The 17,542-nt window shown below is 60.1% G+C and carries 15 protein-coding genes; 11 read left to right on the forward strand and 4 right to left on the reverse strand.

From position 1 onward, the window contains the following. The first annotated feature begins 22 nt into the window (after window positions 1–22). Entirely contained in the window at window positions 23–814 is a 792-nt protein-coding gene (locus E0L37_RS11665) for a LuxR family transcriptional regulator (RefSeq protein ID WP_133491913.1), read from the forward strand. Window positions 815–981: 167 nt separating this feature from the next. Here E0L37_RS11665 and E0L37_RS11670 read toward each other — a convergent pair whose 3' ends face one another. Beyond that, window positions 982–1,218: a hypothetical protein gene (locus tag E0L37_RS11670; protein ID WP_133491914.1), complete on the reverse strand. Its 237-nt coding sequence runs from the start codon at window positions 1,216–1,218 to the stop codon at window positions 982–984. 58 nt (window positions 1,219–1,276) lie between these two features. Between E0L37_RS11670 and E0L37_RS11675 the strand changes: the two genes are divergently transcribed. Then, complete coding sequence (locus E0L37_RS11675; protein WP_133491915.1) at window positions 1,277–2,554, forward strand: PstS family phosphate ABC transporter substrate-binding protein; 1,278 nt, start codon at window positions 1,277–1,279, stop codon at window positions 2,552–2,554. A gap of 313 nt (window positions 2,555–2,867) precedes the next feature. Here E0L37_RS11675 and E0L37_RS11680 read toward each other — a convergent pair whose 3' ends face one another. Then, window positions 2,868–3,674 (reverse strand): LuxR family transcriptional regulator, encoded by an 807-nt coding sequence (locus E0L37_RS11680; RefSeq protein ID WP_133491916.1) that lies wholly within the window; start codon window positions 3,672–3,674, stop codon window positions 2,868–2,870. A gap of 287 nt (window positions 3,675–3,961) precedes the next feature. Here E0L37_RS11680 and E0L37_RS11685 point away from each other — a divergent pair, with 287 nt between their 5' ends. The 5 genes from E0L37_RS11685 (at window position 3,962) to E0L37_RS11705 (ending at window position 11,397) form a co-directional block, all read left to right on the forward strand. After that, a complete protein-coding gene (locus tag E0L37_RS11685) occupies window positions 3,962–8,521 on the forward strand; it encodes a phosphodiester glycosidase family protein (RefSeq protein ID WP_240687462.1) in 4,560 nt (1,519 codons plus the stop codon). 10 nt (window positions 8,522–8,531) lie between these two features. Beyond that, a complete protein-coding gene (locus E0L37_RS11690; protein ID WP_133491917.1) occupies window positions 8,532–9,326 on the forward strand; it encodes a hypothetical protein in 795 nt (264 codons plus the stop codon). A gap of 156 nt (window positions 9,327–9,482) precedes the next feature. Next, a complete protein-coding gene (locus E0L37_RS11695; RefSeq protein WP_014993312.1) occupies window positions 9,483–9,773 on the forward strand; it encodes a DUF1330 domain-containing protein in 291 nt (96 codons plus the stop codon). A gap of 52 nt (window positions 9,774–9,825) precedes the next feature. Beyond that, window positions 9,826–10,389 (forward strand): NADPH-dependent FMN reductase, encoded by a 564-nt coding sequence (locus tag E0L37_RS11700; RefSeq protein WP_133491918.1) that lies wholly within the window; start codon window positions 9,826–9,828, stop codon window positions 10,387–10,389. A 21-nt stretch (window positions 10,390–10,410) separates the two neighbouring features. Further along, window positions 10,411–11,397 carry an acyl-CoA dehydrogenase family protein gene (locus tag E0L37_RS11705; protein WP_133491919.1) on the forward strand — a complete coding sequence of 329 codons (987 nt, stop codon included), beginning with the start codon at window positions 10,411–10,413 and terminating at the stop codon, window positions 11,395–11,397. A 22-nt stretch (window positions 11,398–11,419) separates the two neighbouring features. Here E0L37_RS11705 and E0L37_RS11710 read toward each other — a convergent pair whose 3' ends face one another. Then, window positions 11,420–12,028, reverse strand: coding sequence for a TetR/AcrR family transcriptional regulator (locus tag E0L37_RS11710; protein WP_133491920.1), 609 nt, complete (start codon window positions 12,026–12,028; stop codon window positions 11,420–11,422). A gap of 108 nt (window positions 12,029–12,136) precedes the next feature. Here E0L37_RS11710 and E0L37_RS11715 point away from each other — a divergent pair, with 108 nt between their 5' ends. Further along, window positions 12,137–13,327: an oxygenase MpaB family protein gene (locus E0L37_RS11715; RefSeq protein WP_133491921.1), complete on the forward strand. Its 1,191-nt coding sequence runs from the start codon at window positions 12,137–12,139 to the stop codon at window positions 13,325–13,327. A 74-nt stretch (window positions 13,328–13,401) separates the two neighbouring features. Next, window positions 13,402–14,127, forward strand: a complete 726-nt coding sequence (locus E0L37_RS11720; RefSeq protein WP_133491922.1) for an SDR family oxidoreductase — start codon at window positions 13,402–13,404, stop codon at window positions 14,125–14,127. A gap of 38 nt (window positions 14,128–14,165) precedes the next feature. Here E0L37_RS11720 and E0L37_RS11725 read toward each other — a convergent pair whose 3' ends face one another. Beyond that, window positions 14,166–14,900 (reverse strand): Crp/Fnr family transcriptional regulator, encoded by a 735-nt coding sequence (locus E0L37_RS11725; RefSeq protein ID WP_097058372.1) that lies wholly within the window; start codon window positions 14,898–14,900, stop codon window positions 14,166–14,168. A gap of 111 nt (window positions 14,901–15,011) precedes the next feature. Here E0L37_RS11725 and E0L37_RS11730 point away from each other — a divergent pair, with 111 nt between their 5' ends. Both E0L37_RS11730 and E0L37_RS21685 read left to right on the forward strand, forming a co-directional pair. Then, on the forward strand, window positions 15,012–15,548 hold the full coding sequence (locus E0L37_RS11730) for a hypothetical protein (RefSeq protein WP_133491923.1): 537 nt from the start codon (window positions 15,012–15,014) through the stop codon (window positions 15,546–15,548). 64 nt (window positions 15,549–15,612) lie between these two features. Next, window positions 15,613–17,535 (forward strand): hypothetical protein, encoded by a 1,923-nt coding sequence (locus E0L37_RS21685; protein WP_133491924.1) that lies wholly within the window; start codon window positions 15,613–15,615, stop codon window positions 17,533–17,535. Window positions 17,536–17,542: the final 7 nt, after the last annotated feature.

The raw sequence follows: 17,542 nt of genomic DNA on the forward strand, positions 1-17,542 counted from the left end.
GACATTGCCAGGAGGCACAAGGATGTTCTACGACCGTGACGCGGCCAGTCAGATATTGGCGATGACCCGGGTGACCACGCTGGCGCGCCTGCATGCCGCCACCACGTATCTGATTCAGATGCACGGGTTTCGCTTTTACTATTTTTCGCTGCGCGGGCAGCATGCGCTGACAGGCCGCGACCCGGTCACCTTGCACAATTTGCCGGTCAATGGCCGCCGGCCTGAAATGGATAGAGAGCCGGATCAGGATCCCCTCGCTCATTACGCCGCTACTCGTACCCTGCCCATGGATTGGAAGCAGATCATGGCGCTGCCCGGTTACCAGCACCGGGGTTATCTGCGCGTCATGGCGGCGCGGGCCCAACACGGACTATTAAGTGGTTGCACCGTGCCCTTGAGTCAGGCCAGTGGCGTTTTGGCGCGGCTGGATTTGATCTGTGATCATGATGACGAGGAAGCGGATCTCTGTATTCGCCGCTACCTGCCATACGCTTCTTTGCTGGGACAGGTCCTGTTGGATAAAACCCGGGGTCTGACCCGGCAAGAAGACGACGACCTGATGGAGCCCGATGGCGGCACACCGCTCACTCAACGGGAACGGGAGTGTTTGCTTTGGGCCAGTGAAGGCAAGACCAACGCGGAAATCGGTGCGCTGCTCGGCATCAGCGAACGTACCGTGGTGTATCACGTTCACCATGCCTGTGAAAAACTCCATGCCCGCAATCGCCAACACGCGGTCACCAAGGCCATCCTGTCTCGAAAGCTGTTTGGTCCCACCAGTGACAGTTCCCGGCTGGTTGGTAACATGGTGTAGCGCTTGTCGCTGATCGAAGGCGATCACATATCCTTTCATTCCCAACTCCAACCACGAATCCGCTGTGGGAGCGGCCTTGGCAGCGAATAGACGAATAACCCGGCGCTGGCAATTCGCTTGCAAGCAAGCTTCCCACCGCGGCTTCGAATTCACCCCAAGAGCGGCCTTCATGCTTTGCCGATCACAGCAATCATATCCGTCAATTTATAACCTTTTGTCACATCTCTTCCCTGTTCGACAGCGGCCGAACCCGGGATGCAAGCGGGGTTCATAAAAGACAACGAAAAACCGGTTACAAACTGCTGGAAACAACAAAGCCGTGACAAGAAAACGTCGCCTGATCGACCGGTAATATTCCCCGAAATGAAAAGGTTCGGAAACGCGCCCTCTTTAGTGTGGTTCATGCGGTTCGCCGCGCTTCGTTGCAATCGAACTAACCACTTTTAAAGAGGGTAATTGATCATGAACACCATATTGAAAAAGGCGGCTCTGGTTGCTGCCATCATGTCCGCCCCATTTGCCGCTTCCGCTGCCAACCTGGTGGGTGGCGGGGCATCGCTGCCCGCCGTTGCTTACGTCGGTGATGGCTTTACTGTACCAGATCCCCAGGCACGGCTTTCCAGCAGTGTCCTTTTTGCAGGCATCAACCCCGGCACAGGTATGCCTTATAATCAAGTGACTGCGGATGGCACCTCTATTTTTGGTATCTACAACCAAGGGGCCAATAATGCATCTTATTGTCAGACCGGTAGCAGCACGGGTAAGCGGGTTCTGTTGAGCGCCGCTGACGAAATCGCCTCAGGAAATTGTAAGGATTACAGCGATTCCGCCGATGGCTTCAGTGGGCCGAACGCACTGCCTGATTTCGCCGGCTCCGACGCGCCGCTGACGGCAGGAGACATCAGCAAGTTCATCGACTCAACCGATGGTTATCAATCCCAACGTACCAACCTGGTTCAGGTGCCGGCCCTTGGGGCTTTCTTGGGGCTGCCGATGAATATCCAGGACGGCTCCGGTAACCCCATCACCAACGTCGATCTGAGCACCGCCGAAGTCTGTTCCATCTTTGACGGCAGCGCCACGGTTTGGAGTGATGTGGGCGTACCTTCCAGCCAGCAAATCAAGGTCGTTTATCGCTCCGACGGCAGCGGCACGACGTTCGCCTTTACCCAGTATCTGGCGTCCGCCTGCAACATCTCTGCTACCACGTTCCAAACCGAGGAGCTGTACAGCGATGCCATTTCTCTGACCGTATATGGCAGCCGGTCAGTAGGTGGTAGCGGTAATGGTGGTGTGATCGATGCCGTAACCAGCACCCCGGGCGCCATCGGCTACGCCAACTTTTCCAACGTAGCCGCTGAGCCGGGTTTGGCTTACGCCTTGGTAGAAGGCCACGATCCGGCTAGTGGTGGTAGCATTGTTGTCGCGGACCCTGACATCTTGATTGACACCGTCCTGGGTAATCCGGGCTCGAATGGTCTGCCGACTACCCAGTCCCTGAGCTCTGCTGGTGGTACTCAAGTGGGGTGTCTGGCTGTGGTGAATCCCGCTATCCAACTGACTCAAAGCTATCCCATCGTGGCTTTCACCAACCTGCTTACCTACACCAATAATAACCCCAATGCTACTGCGGTAGAGAGCCTGTTCATGGCTGTGAGCAATGCGTCAGGTCTGCCTGTTGGTTATGCCCCCGTCAGCTCTGGCAAAATCGACAATGTTATTAACAACTGCATTAACTAAGCAGCATATCCGGTCCTGACCGGAGCGGGGCGCCCAAGAGGGCGCCCCTTTTTTTAAAGGCTGTACCCGGTCATCCCGGGGTAGATAGTTCAATGGCTTAACGCCACTGAACGCCCCCTTCGGGGCGCCCTGCGGGGCGTCCAAACGGTGCTCTAAGCACCGTTGTGTGGCCCGGGATCTCCGTCTGAGGGGCACGGCTTTGTAGAGGGAGATGCCGGATCAAGCCCGGCATGACATGAGGGCTGTGGGAAGCTTGCTTGCAAGCGAATATTTCGACGGGCCCAGAATAAAAATGCCGAGGTTTTTACCCGCTTCAGTCGCCCCCGCCACCCTGCAAATCAAACTGCACTGGCAGCCCTTCCAGCGGCAGCTGCCGGGAAAGAATCGCCCGGGTCACGGCATGCTGCCGATTACGGGCACGCAGTTTCCGGCAGGCGTTGCTGATGTGGTAGACCACGGTGCGCTCGGTAATGCCCAGGCGCTGGCCGATTTCATTGTTGGTGTGGCCGGCGCTGGCCCACACCAGGCATTCCCGTTCGCGGCTGTTGAGTGCTTCGGCGCAATGGGCTTCGCGCTGTTGTGCTGTAGTGGTGCCATCCTGACCGCGCAGTGTGCGAGTGCGTTCCAGGATGACGTTGCCGAGCAACAGGGCATAGGGCAGGAATTGATGGGCATGGTCCCAGGCGCGCTCGCCGTCCTCCTCGCTGATCAGGTTGAAACGGGCATGCAGGCCGTCAATGGCCAGGGGCACGGTACAGCCGGAGGCCATGCCGTGGTGGGCACGCAGGATCATGACGCGGCGTTGCTCGCTGGTGTCGTAGTCCGGCAGGGTCATGAGGGAGCGCCAGTCCAATGGCAGGTGATGGTTCAGGGCGTAGTGCACCAGCGGGTCGGTGTTGATCAGGTGCTCGTCCCGATAGAGCCGGACCCAGTCGTCGGCCAGATTATGCAAACGCAGCGGTTCCGGCGGGTTCAGGGATACCGTGCTGTTGATGACAAAAAAATAGCACTGGAATCCATGTTCACGGATGAAGTACTCCACCGCCGTGTGCAAACGTGTGAGGCGTGTAAGGCGGGTGATGGCCAGGATTTGGGCCACCACGCTTTTATCGTAGAACATCCCCCTGAGCCTTCCCTGTGGTTTATGGGTGTTCGCTTTATGATTTTGATTCTCGGATTTTCATAACAGATTAGGCAGTAAGTATTGCGGTTTCGTGATGATCACCCTGTCATTTCTTACAGCTTGTAAGGTGAAAAGGTGTCACTGTGGTGACAGAAAAAGGGAAGCACGATTGTCATAAATTATGTCACCTTCCGGTAATCGATTTGCCACCGTCCTCTTCTATCCTGCCCGATCTTTAGCGGGGCGTTTGCCCTGACACAGGTTTATCTATTCGGGAGAACATCATGGGAGCTTGCGTTCGCCACGCGGGCCGATGGCGTGCGGCTGTGTTGCCGGCGTTGATCGCGTCCTTGCTGGCCGGTTGCGGTGGAGATACCGATACCAAATTCGTCGATAAAGAGGTCGAGGTTCCCGTCACCGAGGACGTCCCCTATGTGGAGGATTTATCCGGTGCGGAAACCTTTACCGCGAATGTAATCGCCGCGCCGGATGGCGCCGACGATCAGTTTCAGCCGCAACCCGCGCCAGTGGTGAATGGCGTCACTGCACGGGAAACCGAGGCGACTCTGATCAGCGGTTACCAGCGCTTCCAGGTCAATACCGATCTGAGCCTGACCAGCGGTCGTCTGAATCACGTTCGCGATGAAGGCATCTTCAGTGCTGAGTTCACCACTGGCGGCAGTCTCTCTTTGGTGCCGTTGACCCGTTCCAACGGTCAGTTCTCCTTTGAGCGCACCACCGCGTCCGCCAACCATGCCATCGACAACGGCCAGAACGTGATTCTGGCGGTGAATGCGGATCCCTATGATATGACCCAGGGCTGGAATATGGGTCTGATAAAAAAAGACGGGGTCACCTACACCGGGTTTTCCGATCGCAACGAGCAGGCGATCGTGGTCTATCAGGACGGTTCGCCGGGTATTTTGGAACAGGTGCCCCAGTTCACCTTGAATGTGTATCTCAATGGCCAGTTGCTGGAGCCGCTGGGCAAGGTGCATTACTTCAATAACGCCAGTCAGGCCAACACCAGCTTCAGCCGAGGCGACTCCGAGCTGGAACTGTATCCGGCGGAAAGCTATCGCGGCACTGTTGATCTGACCGGCCGTAGCGCCGCGCTGATCGCCGCCGAGGCCAATGGCGTCAGCGTGGTGGAGCGGGGCGACGGCGAGGTCAGCGTGCAGTTGCCGCCATTATCCGGAACCGTGGTGGGACGCGTGGAAGACCGCGCCAACTATGTGGTTCCCGCCGGGCACGCGTTGCTGGTGGACGGCGGCGTGTTGTCCATCGGTAGCAAGGTGGATATCCGTTACGAAACCGACGATCCGTCCTGGGAGCAGGTGGAGAGTGCTCTGGGGGCCGGCTTCGGTCGTGGTCTGTTGGTGAAGGACGGTCAGCTTGGCAACAATCAGGACGAAGTGGCGGTAAGCAGCCGCACTGCTTTCGGCATTCGCGCCGACGGCAGCGCTTTCTTCCTGGTGGTGGACAAGCCGGTGGGCTCTCTCTACGACGGCATCACCCAGACCAAACTGGGCCAGATCATGATCGGCTATGGCGCGGTGCAAGCGATCAACCTGGACGGCGGTGGCTCGTCCACATTGGCCGCGCGTCTGCCCGGCGAACGCTACACCTATCTGGTGAACACACCCTCCGACGGTGGCGAGCGGGTCACCGCCACCAAGTGGGGGCTGGTGTTGAACGCGGAGCAGGCACGTTACGACGCCAATGCGGTGGCGGTGTATCCCCGGGAACTGACAATGATGGCGGGGTCCGTTTATCGCCGTTTCCGGGGCGTGGGTTACGACAGCGCGTCCTGGGAAGGCGGCGGTGACATCCCGGAGTATGGCATCAGCGATGCCTCCCTGGGGTTGATCGACAGTCGCACCGGTGCTTTCAAAGCAGCCGATGCGAATGCGCAAGGGTATGTGGTGGTTCAGGTCGGTGAACAAAAAGGTGTGGCTCGAGTGCGTGTCACCGATACCATCGATGAGATCCGTTTTCCCAGCGAGCAGTACGCGGTGGACAGTGGCGGCAGCCTGCAATTGACGCCGCTGCTGATCAGTGATGGCGACAGCGTGCACTATTCCAACGACGTCATCAGCTATGAGCTGGACAACAACGACGATTGCACTCTGAATCCGGAAACAGGCGTGCTGTCCGTGGCGCCGGTACAAGGCCGAAGCTGTACCGTCACCGCCACCGCCGCCGGAATGAGTGCCACCACCGTGGTGAATATCGGCGTGGCGCCAGAGTTGGTGAGCGGCTTCGAGGGTGATACCAGCGCCTTCGCGCCAGGCGGTGCTCGTCATAAAACGGTGAATATCGAGAAAGTCTCCGACCAGGTATTCGCCGGCAATTACTCCATGAAGCTGAGTTGGGAAGCGGACCCCGCCCAGCCCGGTACTTTTGGCGCTTATCTCACCGATCCGGGGCAGGTGACCGAATTGCCGGGGTATCCCAAGTACCTGGGTGTGAATGTTTATATCCCTGATGAACTGGCCGGCAAAGTATGGTGGGTGCGTGGCAGTCTCAAGGATGACGATGGCAAGACCGTCACCTTGAACTACAACAACGATGGCGATGCCTTGCCGGAACGGGGCTGGCATTTCATGAAGGCGGAAATCGGCTCCGGCTACAAGGAGCCACTGCGCTTCTTCCAGCCGTTCCGCTTCCTGGTATTGAAGACCGCCGAGCGCATCGACTCCCACGTGATTCTGGACGACTTCACCGCCATCTACAGCGATGACACCGATCTCGCCGGTCCCGGTGTGACGGTGTCGCCGCAAGCCGACGCCACGGTGGAGCAGCCTGATCCTTTGTTGTCCTTGCAGGTGCATGACGATTCCGGCGTGGATTTCGGCAGCGCTTATGTAGCCCTGGATGGCCAGGACGTTTCCGCCTCGCTCACCAACAATGGCCAGGACCGTATCGAGTTCCAGAGCGCTGATCTGGCGGACGGTTGGCACCGGGTGGACTACCGCGTGGCGGATACCAACGGCAACGTCACCGCGGGCGATTATCTGTTCCAGGTGCTGACCGGTGGCCCGCGCGTTTACATCGACAGTGCCAGTATCCAGTTCTACCCCGGCGGCACCTTCCAGGTACCGATCCGTGTGGAGGGTGGCGGCCACTTCGGTGACTTCAATCTGAGTCTCGACTACGACGCCACCAAAGCCGCCATGACGGTGATCGACGGTGACCTGAGCGCCACCGATGTCAGCACCACGGAAGGCAACTGGAGCGGGCGCTTTACCGGGTTCAATGACAATACCGGCGTGGTGGCGTATCTGGAACTGAAGGTGCGCGACTACATCCAGAACACCTTCGTGTCCGTGGTGGTGAACGGCCAACTGGATGGCGATACCTACTACCATCCGGTGGTGCGCAAAGAGGTGGGCAGCCGTTATCGCTTGCTGACCCACTGGGGCATCAGCGGCCAGCAATTGGACATGCTGGTGGTGGATCAGCAGGGTAACGCCGCGTCCGGGGTGACGGTGGAAACCTTCACCTACAACAGTGGCACGGACCAGATCAGTGACGTGGTTGTGCTGGGTGCCACCGACGCGGAAGGCCGCCTGGCCGTGACCCTGCCCGCGGGCAGCGACTCCCGGGAAATGTTGTTCCGGGCCTATGACGATCTGGGGTCATCGCTGATGACCGATGTGCAGGCGTTGGTGGAGCGGCTGACGCCGGCGCCGCGTCACCTGTATCTGACCCCGGGCGCGGATGGTTCACAAGTGAACGTGACCTGGTATACCTCCACGGATGTGAGCGCCAGCGAAGTGATGTACGGCACCGGTTCCCTGAATCAGACCGCCACTGGTGACTCCGGGATTCTGCCGTTCTTCTATGGAACGGAAGCGGGGGTTGTACGCGTGCACCATGTAGCGCTGACCAATCTGGCGCCGGGAACCACCTATCGCTATAAGGTCGGTGATGGCGGTGCCAACCAAAGCACCGAGTTCAGCTTCACCACCGATGATGGCGACGATCAGGTGAACATCCACCTGTTCGGCGATACCCAGACGCTGTCCAACGAAAATATCTTCAACGGCAGCGGTCTGGTGACGGAACTGTATCGCAAGATGCAGGCGCAGTTGCCTGGTGGTGATCTGATTATGCACGTCGGTGACTTCACCGAGGATCTCAGTGATTACCGCCTGCTGCGGTTGTTCCTCGAATCCCTGGAAGGCGACGGCATGCTGGCTTCCCATTTGCTGGTCCCCACCGAAGGCAACCACGAGGTGTACAACGAAGGCGCGGAAAAATTCGCCGCCATGTTCCGCTTCGCCCCCACCGACAGCGGTGTGGCCGATCCCTTCGAAGGTGCTATCTACAGCTTCGATTACGGCAACGCGCACATCGCCGTGCTCACCAGTGAACTCACCGAGGAAAGCGACTGGCCGAAGATGATGGACTGGTTGCGCGCGGATATGAGCGCGTCCGACCGGACCTGGAAGATTGTCATGATTCACCGGCCGCCGTACAACGGCAACCCGGCCTCCGGCAATGGCCGTGTTATGCAGTACCTGCCACCGGTGGTGGACGAACTCGGTATCGATCTGGTGCTCTCGGGCCACGATCACATGTACTCGCGCAGTGTGCCGATGGCGGGCGGGCAACCGCACCCGGCCGGTGCCACCTACCTGATCGCGGGCTCCGACTCGGCCAAGTACTACGACAACAATGGTGGTGGCATCGCCAAATTCGCCGATGTGCTGTTCGACGACAACGTTAATACCTATACCACGCTGCAAATCGACGGCGCGAGCCTGCACGTGCTGACGCGCACTCTCGATGGCACCGTGGTGGACGACACCATCCTCACCCCACGGGCAGGCCGCTAAGGAGTAAACCATGAAATTCGCCAAGACTTCATTGAGCCTGGCCGCCATGGCCATCGCGTTGACCGCCTGTGGCGGCGATGACACCCGCTACGTGGATCGTGTCATTGAAGTACCCGGTGGCACTGTTGAGAACCCGGTGGAATACATGCCTGTTGATGGCCACGTGCTGGGGTTCTGGGTGATGGACGCGGACGTCGATTGCGAGGCTTTCTGCGTCAACGATTATTCCGCCTACGGTAATCCGCTGTACGCACTGGACGGTGGCTACCAGGAACTGGAAACCGGACCACAGACAGGGGAGGGCGGTGCGGTTGGCGGTGTGCTGGCTTTCGATGGCACCTATCAGCTGTCCACCCGGGGGAATTCGGTGCTGGCCAACACCGTGATCGGCGAGGCGTTCGCTTTGCATGTACGGGCTCGCAGTGCCGCCGACCCGCAGGGCTCGGTGTTCTCGCTGGGAAGCCAGGGAGCGCTGGCCTTTGATTTGCAAATGAACGGTGCCGCCGCGGTGCTGAACTTCCCGAACCAGGAGCGTCGTCTGGTGGTGGCGTTGGGGGAAGCCGGCACCTGGCAGGAGTTGTGGGTGGGCAGTGACGGCAATCACGTCACGGTGCAGCTGGACTGTGAGACCGTGGCGGAGTTTGATCGCTCCGCCGGCATGCCTATTCTTTCCAGCCAGGCCACCGGTGCCATGGTCGGCGCCGCCTGGGGGAGCACGACGCGGACGCCATTCCAGGGAGATGTGGACCTGGTACGGCTGAGCGGTAGCGGCGAAGCCAATCTGTTCTGCCCGGAATCCGACTAAAAGATATTGCCAAAAAAGAGGGACGGTCCGGGGCGGCATTGGCCGCCCCGGTCACCGTGTCCGGAATATCCCGCCAATGGATTGCTGCTTTTCGGTCATTGCCTGACCAGCCGGTCTCTCCTAATAAGGACGCTAGCCTGTTAAGGAGAGCCGATCATGACCGTCTATGCGTTAGCCCAAATCACCATCACCGACCGTGACGCCTACCAGCGTTACCTGTCCCGTTTCATGGAAGTCTTTCAGCAGTTCAGGGGACGGCTGCTCGCCGCCGACGAAGCGCCGGAGCAAGTGGAAGGGGAGTGGGGTTACCAAAAAGCCATTCTGATGTCCTTCCCCGACGCCCAGGCCTTTCGGGAATGGTCACAGTCCGAGCAGTACATCACCATCGCCAGGGATCGCAAAGCGGGCTCTCATGGAGTGGTTTTGCTTCTTCAAGGTTTGCAGTAGCGGCGGTGGGGAGTAGATTGTAGACATCACTTTTGCAATCGGAGGGCAACGCATGCTGCGTCTTGATGTGGTGATCGCCAGTACCCGCCCCGGACGGGTGGGAAAAGCGGTGGCCGATTGGTTCTATCCCGTCGCCAGGGAGCACGGGGCGTTCGACGCCCGTCTGGTGGATCTGGCCGAGATGAATCTGCCTTTGTTGGACGAGCCCAATCACCCGAGAATGCAGAAGTACCAGCATGATCATACCCGCCGCTGGGCGGAGACGGTGAACGCCGCCGATGCCTTCGTCTTTGTCGTGCCGGAGTACAACTTCGGGCCGACGCCGGCATTGACCAACGCGCTCAATTACCTGTACCTGGAGTGGAATTACAAGACCGCGGGCTTCGTCAGCTACGGCGGCGCTTCCGGGGGACTGCGTTCGGTGCAGGCCACCAAGCCGTTGTTGACCACCTTGAAAATAATGCCGTTGGTGGAGCAGGTGATGGTGCCGATGGTGAACCAACACCTTAAGGACGGTGTCTTTGAAAGTAACGATCATCATCGGGACAGCGCTCAGGCGATGCTCGATGAACTGGAGCGATGGGCCGGCGCCTTGAAGCCGCTGCGCGCTTCATAATACCGAGGGAGGGAGAGCATCATGTCTGATCAATCCGATTTCATGGACGCCTTGCGTTTCGCGTTGAGCTCCCGCGCGGAGGTGGACGCTCTGGAGACCGCCGAGGATTGGGCGCCGGAATGGCGGGCCCAGGCCGCGGAAGGGTTGTCGCCGGTGGCGCTGGCGGTCAGTGGTGGCTTTCTCTCCGACCGTCTGGCCTGGGCCTTTGCCGGCGGCTATCAGTCGGCACTGCGCCGGTTGCTGAGTCCGTTTCGTCCTCAGTTGCTGGAGAACGAACGGGTAATGGCACTGTGCGCTACTGAAAGCAGCGGCAATCGCCCCCGGGATATCCGTACCCAGGTAACCGATAACGGCGACGGCACGGTCACCGTCAGCGGTGAAAAGAGCTGGACCACGTTGGGGCCGGTGGCGGATGTGTTGCTGGTGGTGGCGCGCGTCAATGGCCATGAGCCAGAGGCCAGGCCGGAATTGAAAGTGGTGGCGGTGCCGGCGTCTTCCGAAGGCATTTATTTCTCGGAGAAAACGCCGCTGGAATTCGTGCCGGAAGTGCCCCATCAGGCGGCGGCCTTCGATAATGTCCGGGTGCCGCGAGCGGCGGTGTTGTCCGGCGATGGTTACAGCGATTACGTGAAGCCGTTCCGCACCGTGGAAGACACCTTCATCGCCATCGCCACTCACGCCTATTTGCTGCGCGAAGCCCGCTATCGCGGCTGGCCGGATCCGCTCATCGAAGCTCTGGCCGCCAATTTGTTTTCGCTGGGCAGTCTGGCTAGCGTGGATGCCGGCAGCCCGGCGACCCACGTGGCGCTCGCCGGCCTGCTCGGTCAGGGGCAGGCCCTGTATGGCAGGGTGACCGATCAGTGGCGCGGCAGTGACAACGGGGACCCGGCATTGCGGCGCTGGCTGCGAGACCAGCCGTTATTCCAAATTGCCTCCAAACCACGGGAACTGCGGGTTCAACGGGCCTGGGAGCAACTCGCCACCCTGCCTGAGCCCAGGTTGTCCTGAATCGGGGCCCGTGCCGGCCAGACTACCGGGACGGGCCTGTCTCACCGCCGAGATAACCGACGATCATATTGGTGAGTCCCTCGGCTACCTCTTCCTGCCGTAACAGCCCCTCGTCCTGGCTGACCTGGCGCACCATGGTGAACAAGGTGCTGTTGGCGACGATGAACATGCGCACCTGCAGGTCCGCGATCGGGTACCTCTGGTGGTGCTTGATGAAATACAGCCGCGCCAGCTCCAGGAAGTGATCCTGCAGCACGTCCGCCACACGGGCCGTGGGCAGGCGGTGCCAGTTGCGGATCAACTCCAGAAACAGGCCCTCCCGGGCGTTGAGCATCTCGAAGCCGAAGCGGATGGCGCCACCGACCAGATCATGCAGGTTCGCTGATTCCGGCAGCGGCAGCCGTTTGAGTGCCCGCGCCACATCGTGAGCCAGTTTCTCGCCGAGCGCCTCGAACAGAGCGTCCTTGTCGCTGAAATACTGATACAGGGAACCGACGCTGACGCCGGCGCATTCGGCGATACGCGGAGTGGTGGTGCCATCCACGCCGTGTTCGACAATGCACTGGGCGGTGGCGTCGATGAGGGCGTCCACCATCCGCCGCGAGCGCCGTTGTCTGGGTTGTTTGCGCATGACGTTCCTCCACGGCCGGGGTGGGCCCAAACGCGAATTGAATGCGAATACATATTCGCATTATGGTTTGAAGCAATACAAGAGCCCTTTGTCCAAAGGAGATTCGCCATGGACGCTGCCGTTACCCCTCGCCCGGCTCCGACCCGGGCCCGCCCGTTTGAAAAGACCCAGGGGCGCACGCCGCTGTGGCTGCGGTTATGGTTGGGGCGCGACCTGGCGCCGAGTCGGGAAGAGTTTCAGGCCGCCTTGGATGGACTGTGGGTGGGCGACCCGGCCATGGATGAGTTGGTGGCCTGGATGGAAGAGTATGGCCGGGGACGTGGCCACAAGTTGTTCCAGCAGGCTCTGAGCCAGGGTGTGGACAGCCTGACGGAGGCCCCGGAGCCCCTGGTGCGTTTCTTTCGAGGGGTGGAAACCCGCCCGGATTGGGTGGATGCGGCGCTGTTGGCGCAGGGGGCCCGCTTCATTCATGGCACCGGGGAGGGCGCCACTTTCGTGCTCCGTGACCTGGCGCTGATGGGGGGTTACCTGCTGTCCGGGTTCAATCAATCCCTGGTGCTTACCGGTGCCCTGACGGAAGGCACCGGCCGCCGGGTGGCGCGTACCGGTCATTGGTGGATCGACTGCACCGAGGTGGGTGGTCTGGAGCCGCTGGCCGCCGGGTACCGCGCCACCTTGCAGGTGCGCCTGGTGCATGCCTTGGTGCGCCGGGATCTGGACCGGCGCGAGGACTGGGATCATGAGCGTTGGGGGCTGCCGCTAAGTCAGGTGGATATGGTGGCGACCTATCTGGGCTTCTCCGTGGTCATGCTTAACGGTCTGCGGTTGCTGGGGATCCCGGTGACGCCGGGGGAGTCCCGGGCGGTCATGCATCTGTGGCGCTACGCCTGCTGGCTGATGGGCGTGCAGGAACCGTGGCTGGTGGATACCGAAAAAGAAGGCGCGTTGCGTTTGCATCACACCCTGATGACCCAGAGCCAGCCGGACTGGACCACGCCGGAACTGGCGCGGGCGCTGGCCAGGGAGCCCCTGGCGCACCGTTTTCCCCGTCTTCAGGGCGTGCGCCGCCGGCTGCGCTATCACATGCATCTGAGTACCAGCCGTTATTTCCTCGGCAAGGAAAAGATGCGCCAGCTCGGTTTGCCGGAGCATATTCTGCCCTGGTTCCCGTTGTTGACCATTGCTCCTCGTTTCACTTATTACAGCAGTCATCGTTTTCTGCCCGGGCTGCGTGAACGTTTGCAGCAGCGCGGCCGTGCTTTCCAGAAAGCGGCGGTGGGCACCTTGCGGGAAAGCTGATCAAGGGCGTTGTCCTGATCCGATCCGGCACGGCACACTGTGGCTCTTATTCGGATAACAATCGGGAGAGCCACATGACAACAAGAACCTTTCTGATCACTGGTGCCAGCAAGGGCATCGGCCGTGCCCTGGCCCAGCGGCTGGCCGCCGCCGGCCACGGCGTGGTGGGCCTGGCCCGCGGCGCCGGCCAGGGGGATTTCCCTGGCACTTTGATTTCCGCGGACCTGAGTGACCGCGCCAACACCGGGCAGGTGCTGGCGGATCTGGCTAACCGTTTTGACTTCGACGGCGTGGTCAACAATGTGGGCGCGGTGCGTCCGCAGCCGTTGGGCGAGATCGATCTGGATACCTTCGACAGCGTGCTGGCGCTGAACCTGCACCCGAGCATCCAGGCCACCCAGGCGGTGTTGCCGGGGATGCGCCAGCGCGGCTGGGGGCGTGTGGTTAATATCTCCAGCCTGACCGTGCTGGGTATGCCGGGGCGCACCGCTTACGCCTCCGCCAAATCCGCTCTGGTCAATTTCACCCGCACCTGGGCGCTGGAACTGGCGAAAACCGGTATTACCGTCAATTCGGTGGCACCGGGCCCGACGGAAACCGAACTGTTTCGCGAAAACAACCCGCCCGGAAGTGAAGGTGAAGCGCGCTATCTGTCCGGTGTCCCCATGGACCGGCTCGGCCAGCCGGACGAAATCGCCGCCGCCATCGAATTTCTGCTCGGCGAGCATAGCGGCTACATCACCGGCCAGACCCTGTTCGTGGACGGCGGCGCCTCGGTGGGACGGGCGGCGTTTTCCTGACATGGCGTCAGTCCGGACAGGGCGTGCGGGAGCCCCCCCTAGCCGAAGTTGCAGCAGCGAAAAAACTGGCCGCCCGCCATGGAGGACATGGAATCCGGTAGCGGAAGGTTGGTGACCCGGCAGAGGCCGGCGGCATCGGAGATAACCCACTTGCGGCCCCGGCCGCTGATCATATCGCTTTCCCGGAAGCGGGCCAGCAATCTGGAAAGCGTTTCCGGGGACATGTTCAATTGCCTGGCCAGAACCTTGACGCTGACCGGCAGGGTCAGCCAATGGCTTTTTTGTTCCTGGATCAAGTCAAGGAGGTACATCACCAATCGTTGGCTGGCATTGGTCACGGTCAAATGATCGAAGCGATTGACCGCCTGATACAACCGGCCCGACATCTGCTCCAGCAGATAGAGAGCAAAGCGGGAATCGTTGGTGGCCAGTTCGACGAGACCTTCTTTTTGTAACCGGTAAAGATCGCAGTCGCTCTCCGCCTGGGCGGAGAGCGGGTAGACGCAGGGGTTGGAAAACATGGCGGTTTCGGCGATCAAATCCCCCTCCCCCAAGACCTGGTAGACCTTGTCCTCACCGTCCAGGCCGGCACGGTAAAGGCGAACGATTCCCGTCTTTACCAGGAAGAATGCGTGTGCCTCATCACCTGACGCAAACAAATGTCCACCGCACGGCACGGATATGGAATGCGCGCCCCGCGTGATGACCCGCAAGGCCGGTAATGCCACCCCGGAAAACAGGGCGGTCTTGCTCAGTGCTTCGATTACGGACACGGCCCACCCACCGAACTGATAAAAGTCATTTTTGTTTGAGAATGATTATCAGATGATAGGCGCTCCTGTCTTCAGGAGCAAGGAACGACCTTTCATCTTCGGAGAAATGCCATGAAACCGCTTCTTAGCATTGCCACGATTCTGGGGATCTTCACGCTGCAACTGGGCGCTGGCGCGATGGCCGGAACCTCCGGACTGACCGGCGCCTACTATGGTGATTATCTGATTCAGGTCAGGACCACCGACGACAACACCATTCGCGCCACCGGCCTGGCTTATTACGACTGGGACTGGGATTTTGATAACGCGGAAATGACCATCACCAACGGCCAGGTGAACGCCAGCTTTCTGGGCATATCCGGCATTTTCAATTACGCCTTGACCGATATCAGCTCCGGGAGCACGACGATTCCGTTTACCGATAACGGCGATGGTACCTATTCGTTCAATTACAACTTCAAGGTGTTCAATCCGCTGTTTGGCAACCCCAACAAGGATACCGGGATCACGCTGGAGATCACCGACAGCGGTGGTGTTCTGATCATCGATACCATCGATTCCGATGGCGACGGGGTCATCGGGCACAACCTTCCGGCCTCGCCATTCCCGGCTAATTTGTCCATTGAACTGACCGGCTCCGCTTACTGACAGGCAACCGGCGAAGGCGGGCATGCCAGGCGTGCCCGCCACCGTAAACATCAGGATTGCTCCCATGAAAGCTGATACCAGATTGAGAATGGCCGCGCGCGTTGCCGCCGTCATCCTTGCATTGCAAAGCGCTCTCGGCCTGGCCGGGACCACGGGGCTGAACGGTACCTATATCGGTCGTTATTCCCTGCATATGAACAGTCCCATTACCTTACCGGCGGAGATTCCGCGGGCGCCGATCAACCAGTTGTTGACCAGCCCGTACGATAACAGCACTTACTACAACCGGCTTGGGGGCAGTCGTTCCACGCAGTATTGGCAGTGGGACTTTGACAACAAAACGATCACTCTCGGAGGAGGGTGGATATATGCCTTGCAGACGGCCTCGCCGCCGTTCCAGTTGTTCAGCCCGGGTCGGGAGCGAATCGATGGGCAGCTCTTTCCGGAAAAGACGCCTGATCCATCCGAGGTGACCGGCACTTTCATGGACAATGGCGACGGTACATACACCGCGCAATTCGCCTTACAGATCTTCCTTGATTTCGCCGGCTACCCTCTCGGCGTGATCACCACGGATTTCGAGATACAGGAAGCCGATGATGGCAGGCTTTCGATCACCACTCTTGATGGGCCTGATGGTGACAGGATTCCGGGGCGCTGGTTGCCGGCCATGTTCGAGGGGCAACCCAACGCGGTGTTTCCCTTCCGGGTCTCTCCCCAGTTCGAAAGCGCGGTGATGTACCCGGACGATGGTGCGGACAGTAACGGCGATGGCGTGACCGATGCCCAGGCACAGGCCTATGGCGTAGCCGTCGATACCGTTCTGGACGTTGCCAGGCGCGGTGACATCGTCACCATGCCGATCGATGCCGACAACGACGGTATCGCCGATTTGATCGAAGGCGCCAACGGCGCGGCGGATGATTCCGTGGCTGCCGGCATACAGCTGCTTGACGGGCGCTTGGTGACGTTGACCAACAGCAGGGGAAACCGCTTTCAATTGGGCAATACCGTCACCGGCATCGACCCCCGTTATTTTGAACCCGGCTCGGTGGGCGAGTCCTTGCCCCTTATTGCCGGAGACGGCGCGGAGCTGAGCTACCATCTGGGCCAGATTCAGTTTGCCACCACCGCCAGGGATACCGATTGGGACCGGTGGAACAAGGAATTCATCGAGCCGTATGCGGGGGAATATCTCACCGCCAAGAAAGACTGGTTGTTCCGCAAGGCTGACTACGAGGCGTATAGGGACAGTCTCGGGGATCAACCGACCGAGCAGCAACAGACGTTGCTGGCGCGCAAGAAGACGCTGATGGACAACCATGCCGCCAGTATGGAACTGGCCCGGCCCGCGTTCGAAGCCGGAATCAGCGCGTGGCGTGCGCAGGGAACCGGACTTTTCGGCGAAGCCTTCGAAAATGACTTTGAAGGGTTCCTGGATGAAGCGGGTATTGTCGACTACGTCAAGCTGGGCGAAGAGCTGTCCGACGGCACGGTGGTGTATCGCCTGCTTCCCGATGCGCCACCCATGCAGCTGGAATTCGCCGGGGGGATCCCGGAAGGGCTCCGGTTGTTCACCGTCCGGCGCGTGCTCAACAGTACCTCCGAGGTGATCAACGGAGAGGAAATTCTGGCACCGACCATCTGGGCCAGCCTGGCGGTGGAGGTGCCGTATACCCGGCTTGACGAACAGAGCGTGCGGTTCACGGTTTCCACCCATATGTTTTCACCCATTGATGAAGACCAGGACATCGTCGCGCTACCGGACGATTACCCCTACGAGGACGGCGGGCGACTGGTCAACCTGGTGCTCGCCACCACCGAGCCAGAAGATTCCGGCGGGGACGGGGACGGGGACGGAGATGGCGGCGGCGATGGTGATGGTAATGACGGCGCCGGTGGTGGCTCCGGTTCCGGGGGTGGCGGCACTTTCCCCCTGGGATTGCTGGGGTTGATTTCAGTCTTGCTCATCCGCCGCAAGAGATAGGTGCCGT

The sequence above is a fragment of the Alcanivorax sp. 24 genome (assembly GCF_004360225.1).
GTDB classification, from domain to species: Bacteria; Pseudomonadota; Gammaproteobacteria; order Pseudomonadales; family Alcanivoracaceae; genus Alloalcanivorax; species Alloalcanivorax xiamenensis.

What these genes read in the sequence shown, in the direction of transcription:
- E0L37_RS11670 (WP_133491914.1), bottom strand. Translation starts at nt 1,218, where the DNA reads ATGAACCACACTAAAGAGGGCGCGTTTCCGAACCTTTTCATTTCGGGG.
- E0L37_RS11730 (WP_133491923.1), top strand. Translation starts at nt 15,012, where the DNA reads ATGAAACCGCTTCTTAGCATTGCCACGATTCTGGGGATCTTCACGCTG.
- E0L37_RS11665 (WP_133491913.1), top strand. Translation starts at nt 23, where the DNA reads ATGTTCTACGACCGTGACGCGGCCAGTCAGATATTGGCGATGACCCGG.
- E0L37_RS11705 (WP_133491919.1), top strand. Translation starts at nt 10,411, where the DNA reads ATGTCTGATCAATCCGATTTCATGGACGCCTTGCGTTTCGCGTTGAGC.
- E0L37_RS11710 (WP_133491920.1), bottom strand. Translation starts at nt 12,028, where the DNA reads ATGCGCAAACAACCCAGACAACGGCGCTCGCGGCGGATGGTGGACGCC.
- E0L37_RS11700 (WP_133491918.1), top strand. Translation starts at nt 9,826, where the DNA reads ATGCTGCGTCTTGATGTGGTGATCGCCAGTACCCGCCCCGGACGGGTG.
- E0L37_RS21685 (WP_133491924.1), top strand. Translation starts at nt 15,613, where the DNA reads ATGAAAGCTGATACCAGATTGAGAATGGCCGCGCGCGTTGCCGCCGTC.
- E0L37_RS11715 (WP_133491921.1), top strand. Translation starts at nt 12,137, where the DNA reads ATGGACGCTGCCGTTACCCCTCGCCCGGCTCCGACCCGGGCCCGCCCG.
- E0L37_RS11690 (WP_133491917.1), top strand. Translation starts at nt 8,532, where the DNA reads ATGAAATTCGCCAAGACTTCATTGAGCCTGGCCGCCATGGCCATCGCG.
- E0L37_RS11680 (WP_133491916.1), bottom strand. Translation starts at nt 3,674, where the DNA reads ATGTTCTACGATAAAAGCGTGGTGGCCCAAATCCTGGCCATCACCCGC.
- E0L37_RS11685 (WP_240687462.1), top strand. Translation starts at nt 3,962, where the DNA reads ATGGGAGCTTGCGTTCGCCACGCGGGCCGATGGCGTGCGGCTGTGTTG.
- E0L37_RS11695 (WP_014993312.1), top strand. Translation starts at nt 9,483, where the DNA reads ATGACCGTCTATGCGTTAGCCCAAATCACCATCACCGACCGTGACGCC.
- E0L37_RS11675 (WP_133491915.1), top strand. Translation starts at nt 1,277, where the DNA reads ATGAACACCATATTGAAAAAGGCGGCTCTGGTTGCTGCCATCATGTCC.
- E0L37_RS11720 (WP_133491922.1), top strand. Translation starts at nt 13,402, where the DNA reads ATGACAACAAGAACCTTTCTGATCACTGGTGCCAGCAAGGGCATCGGC.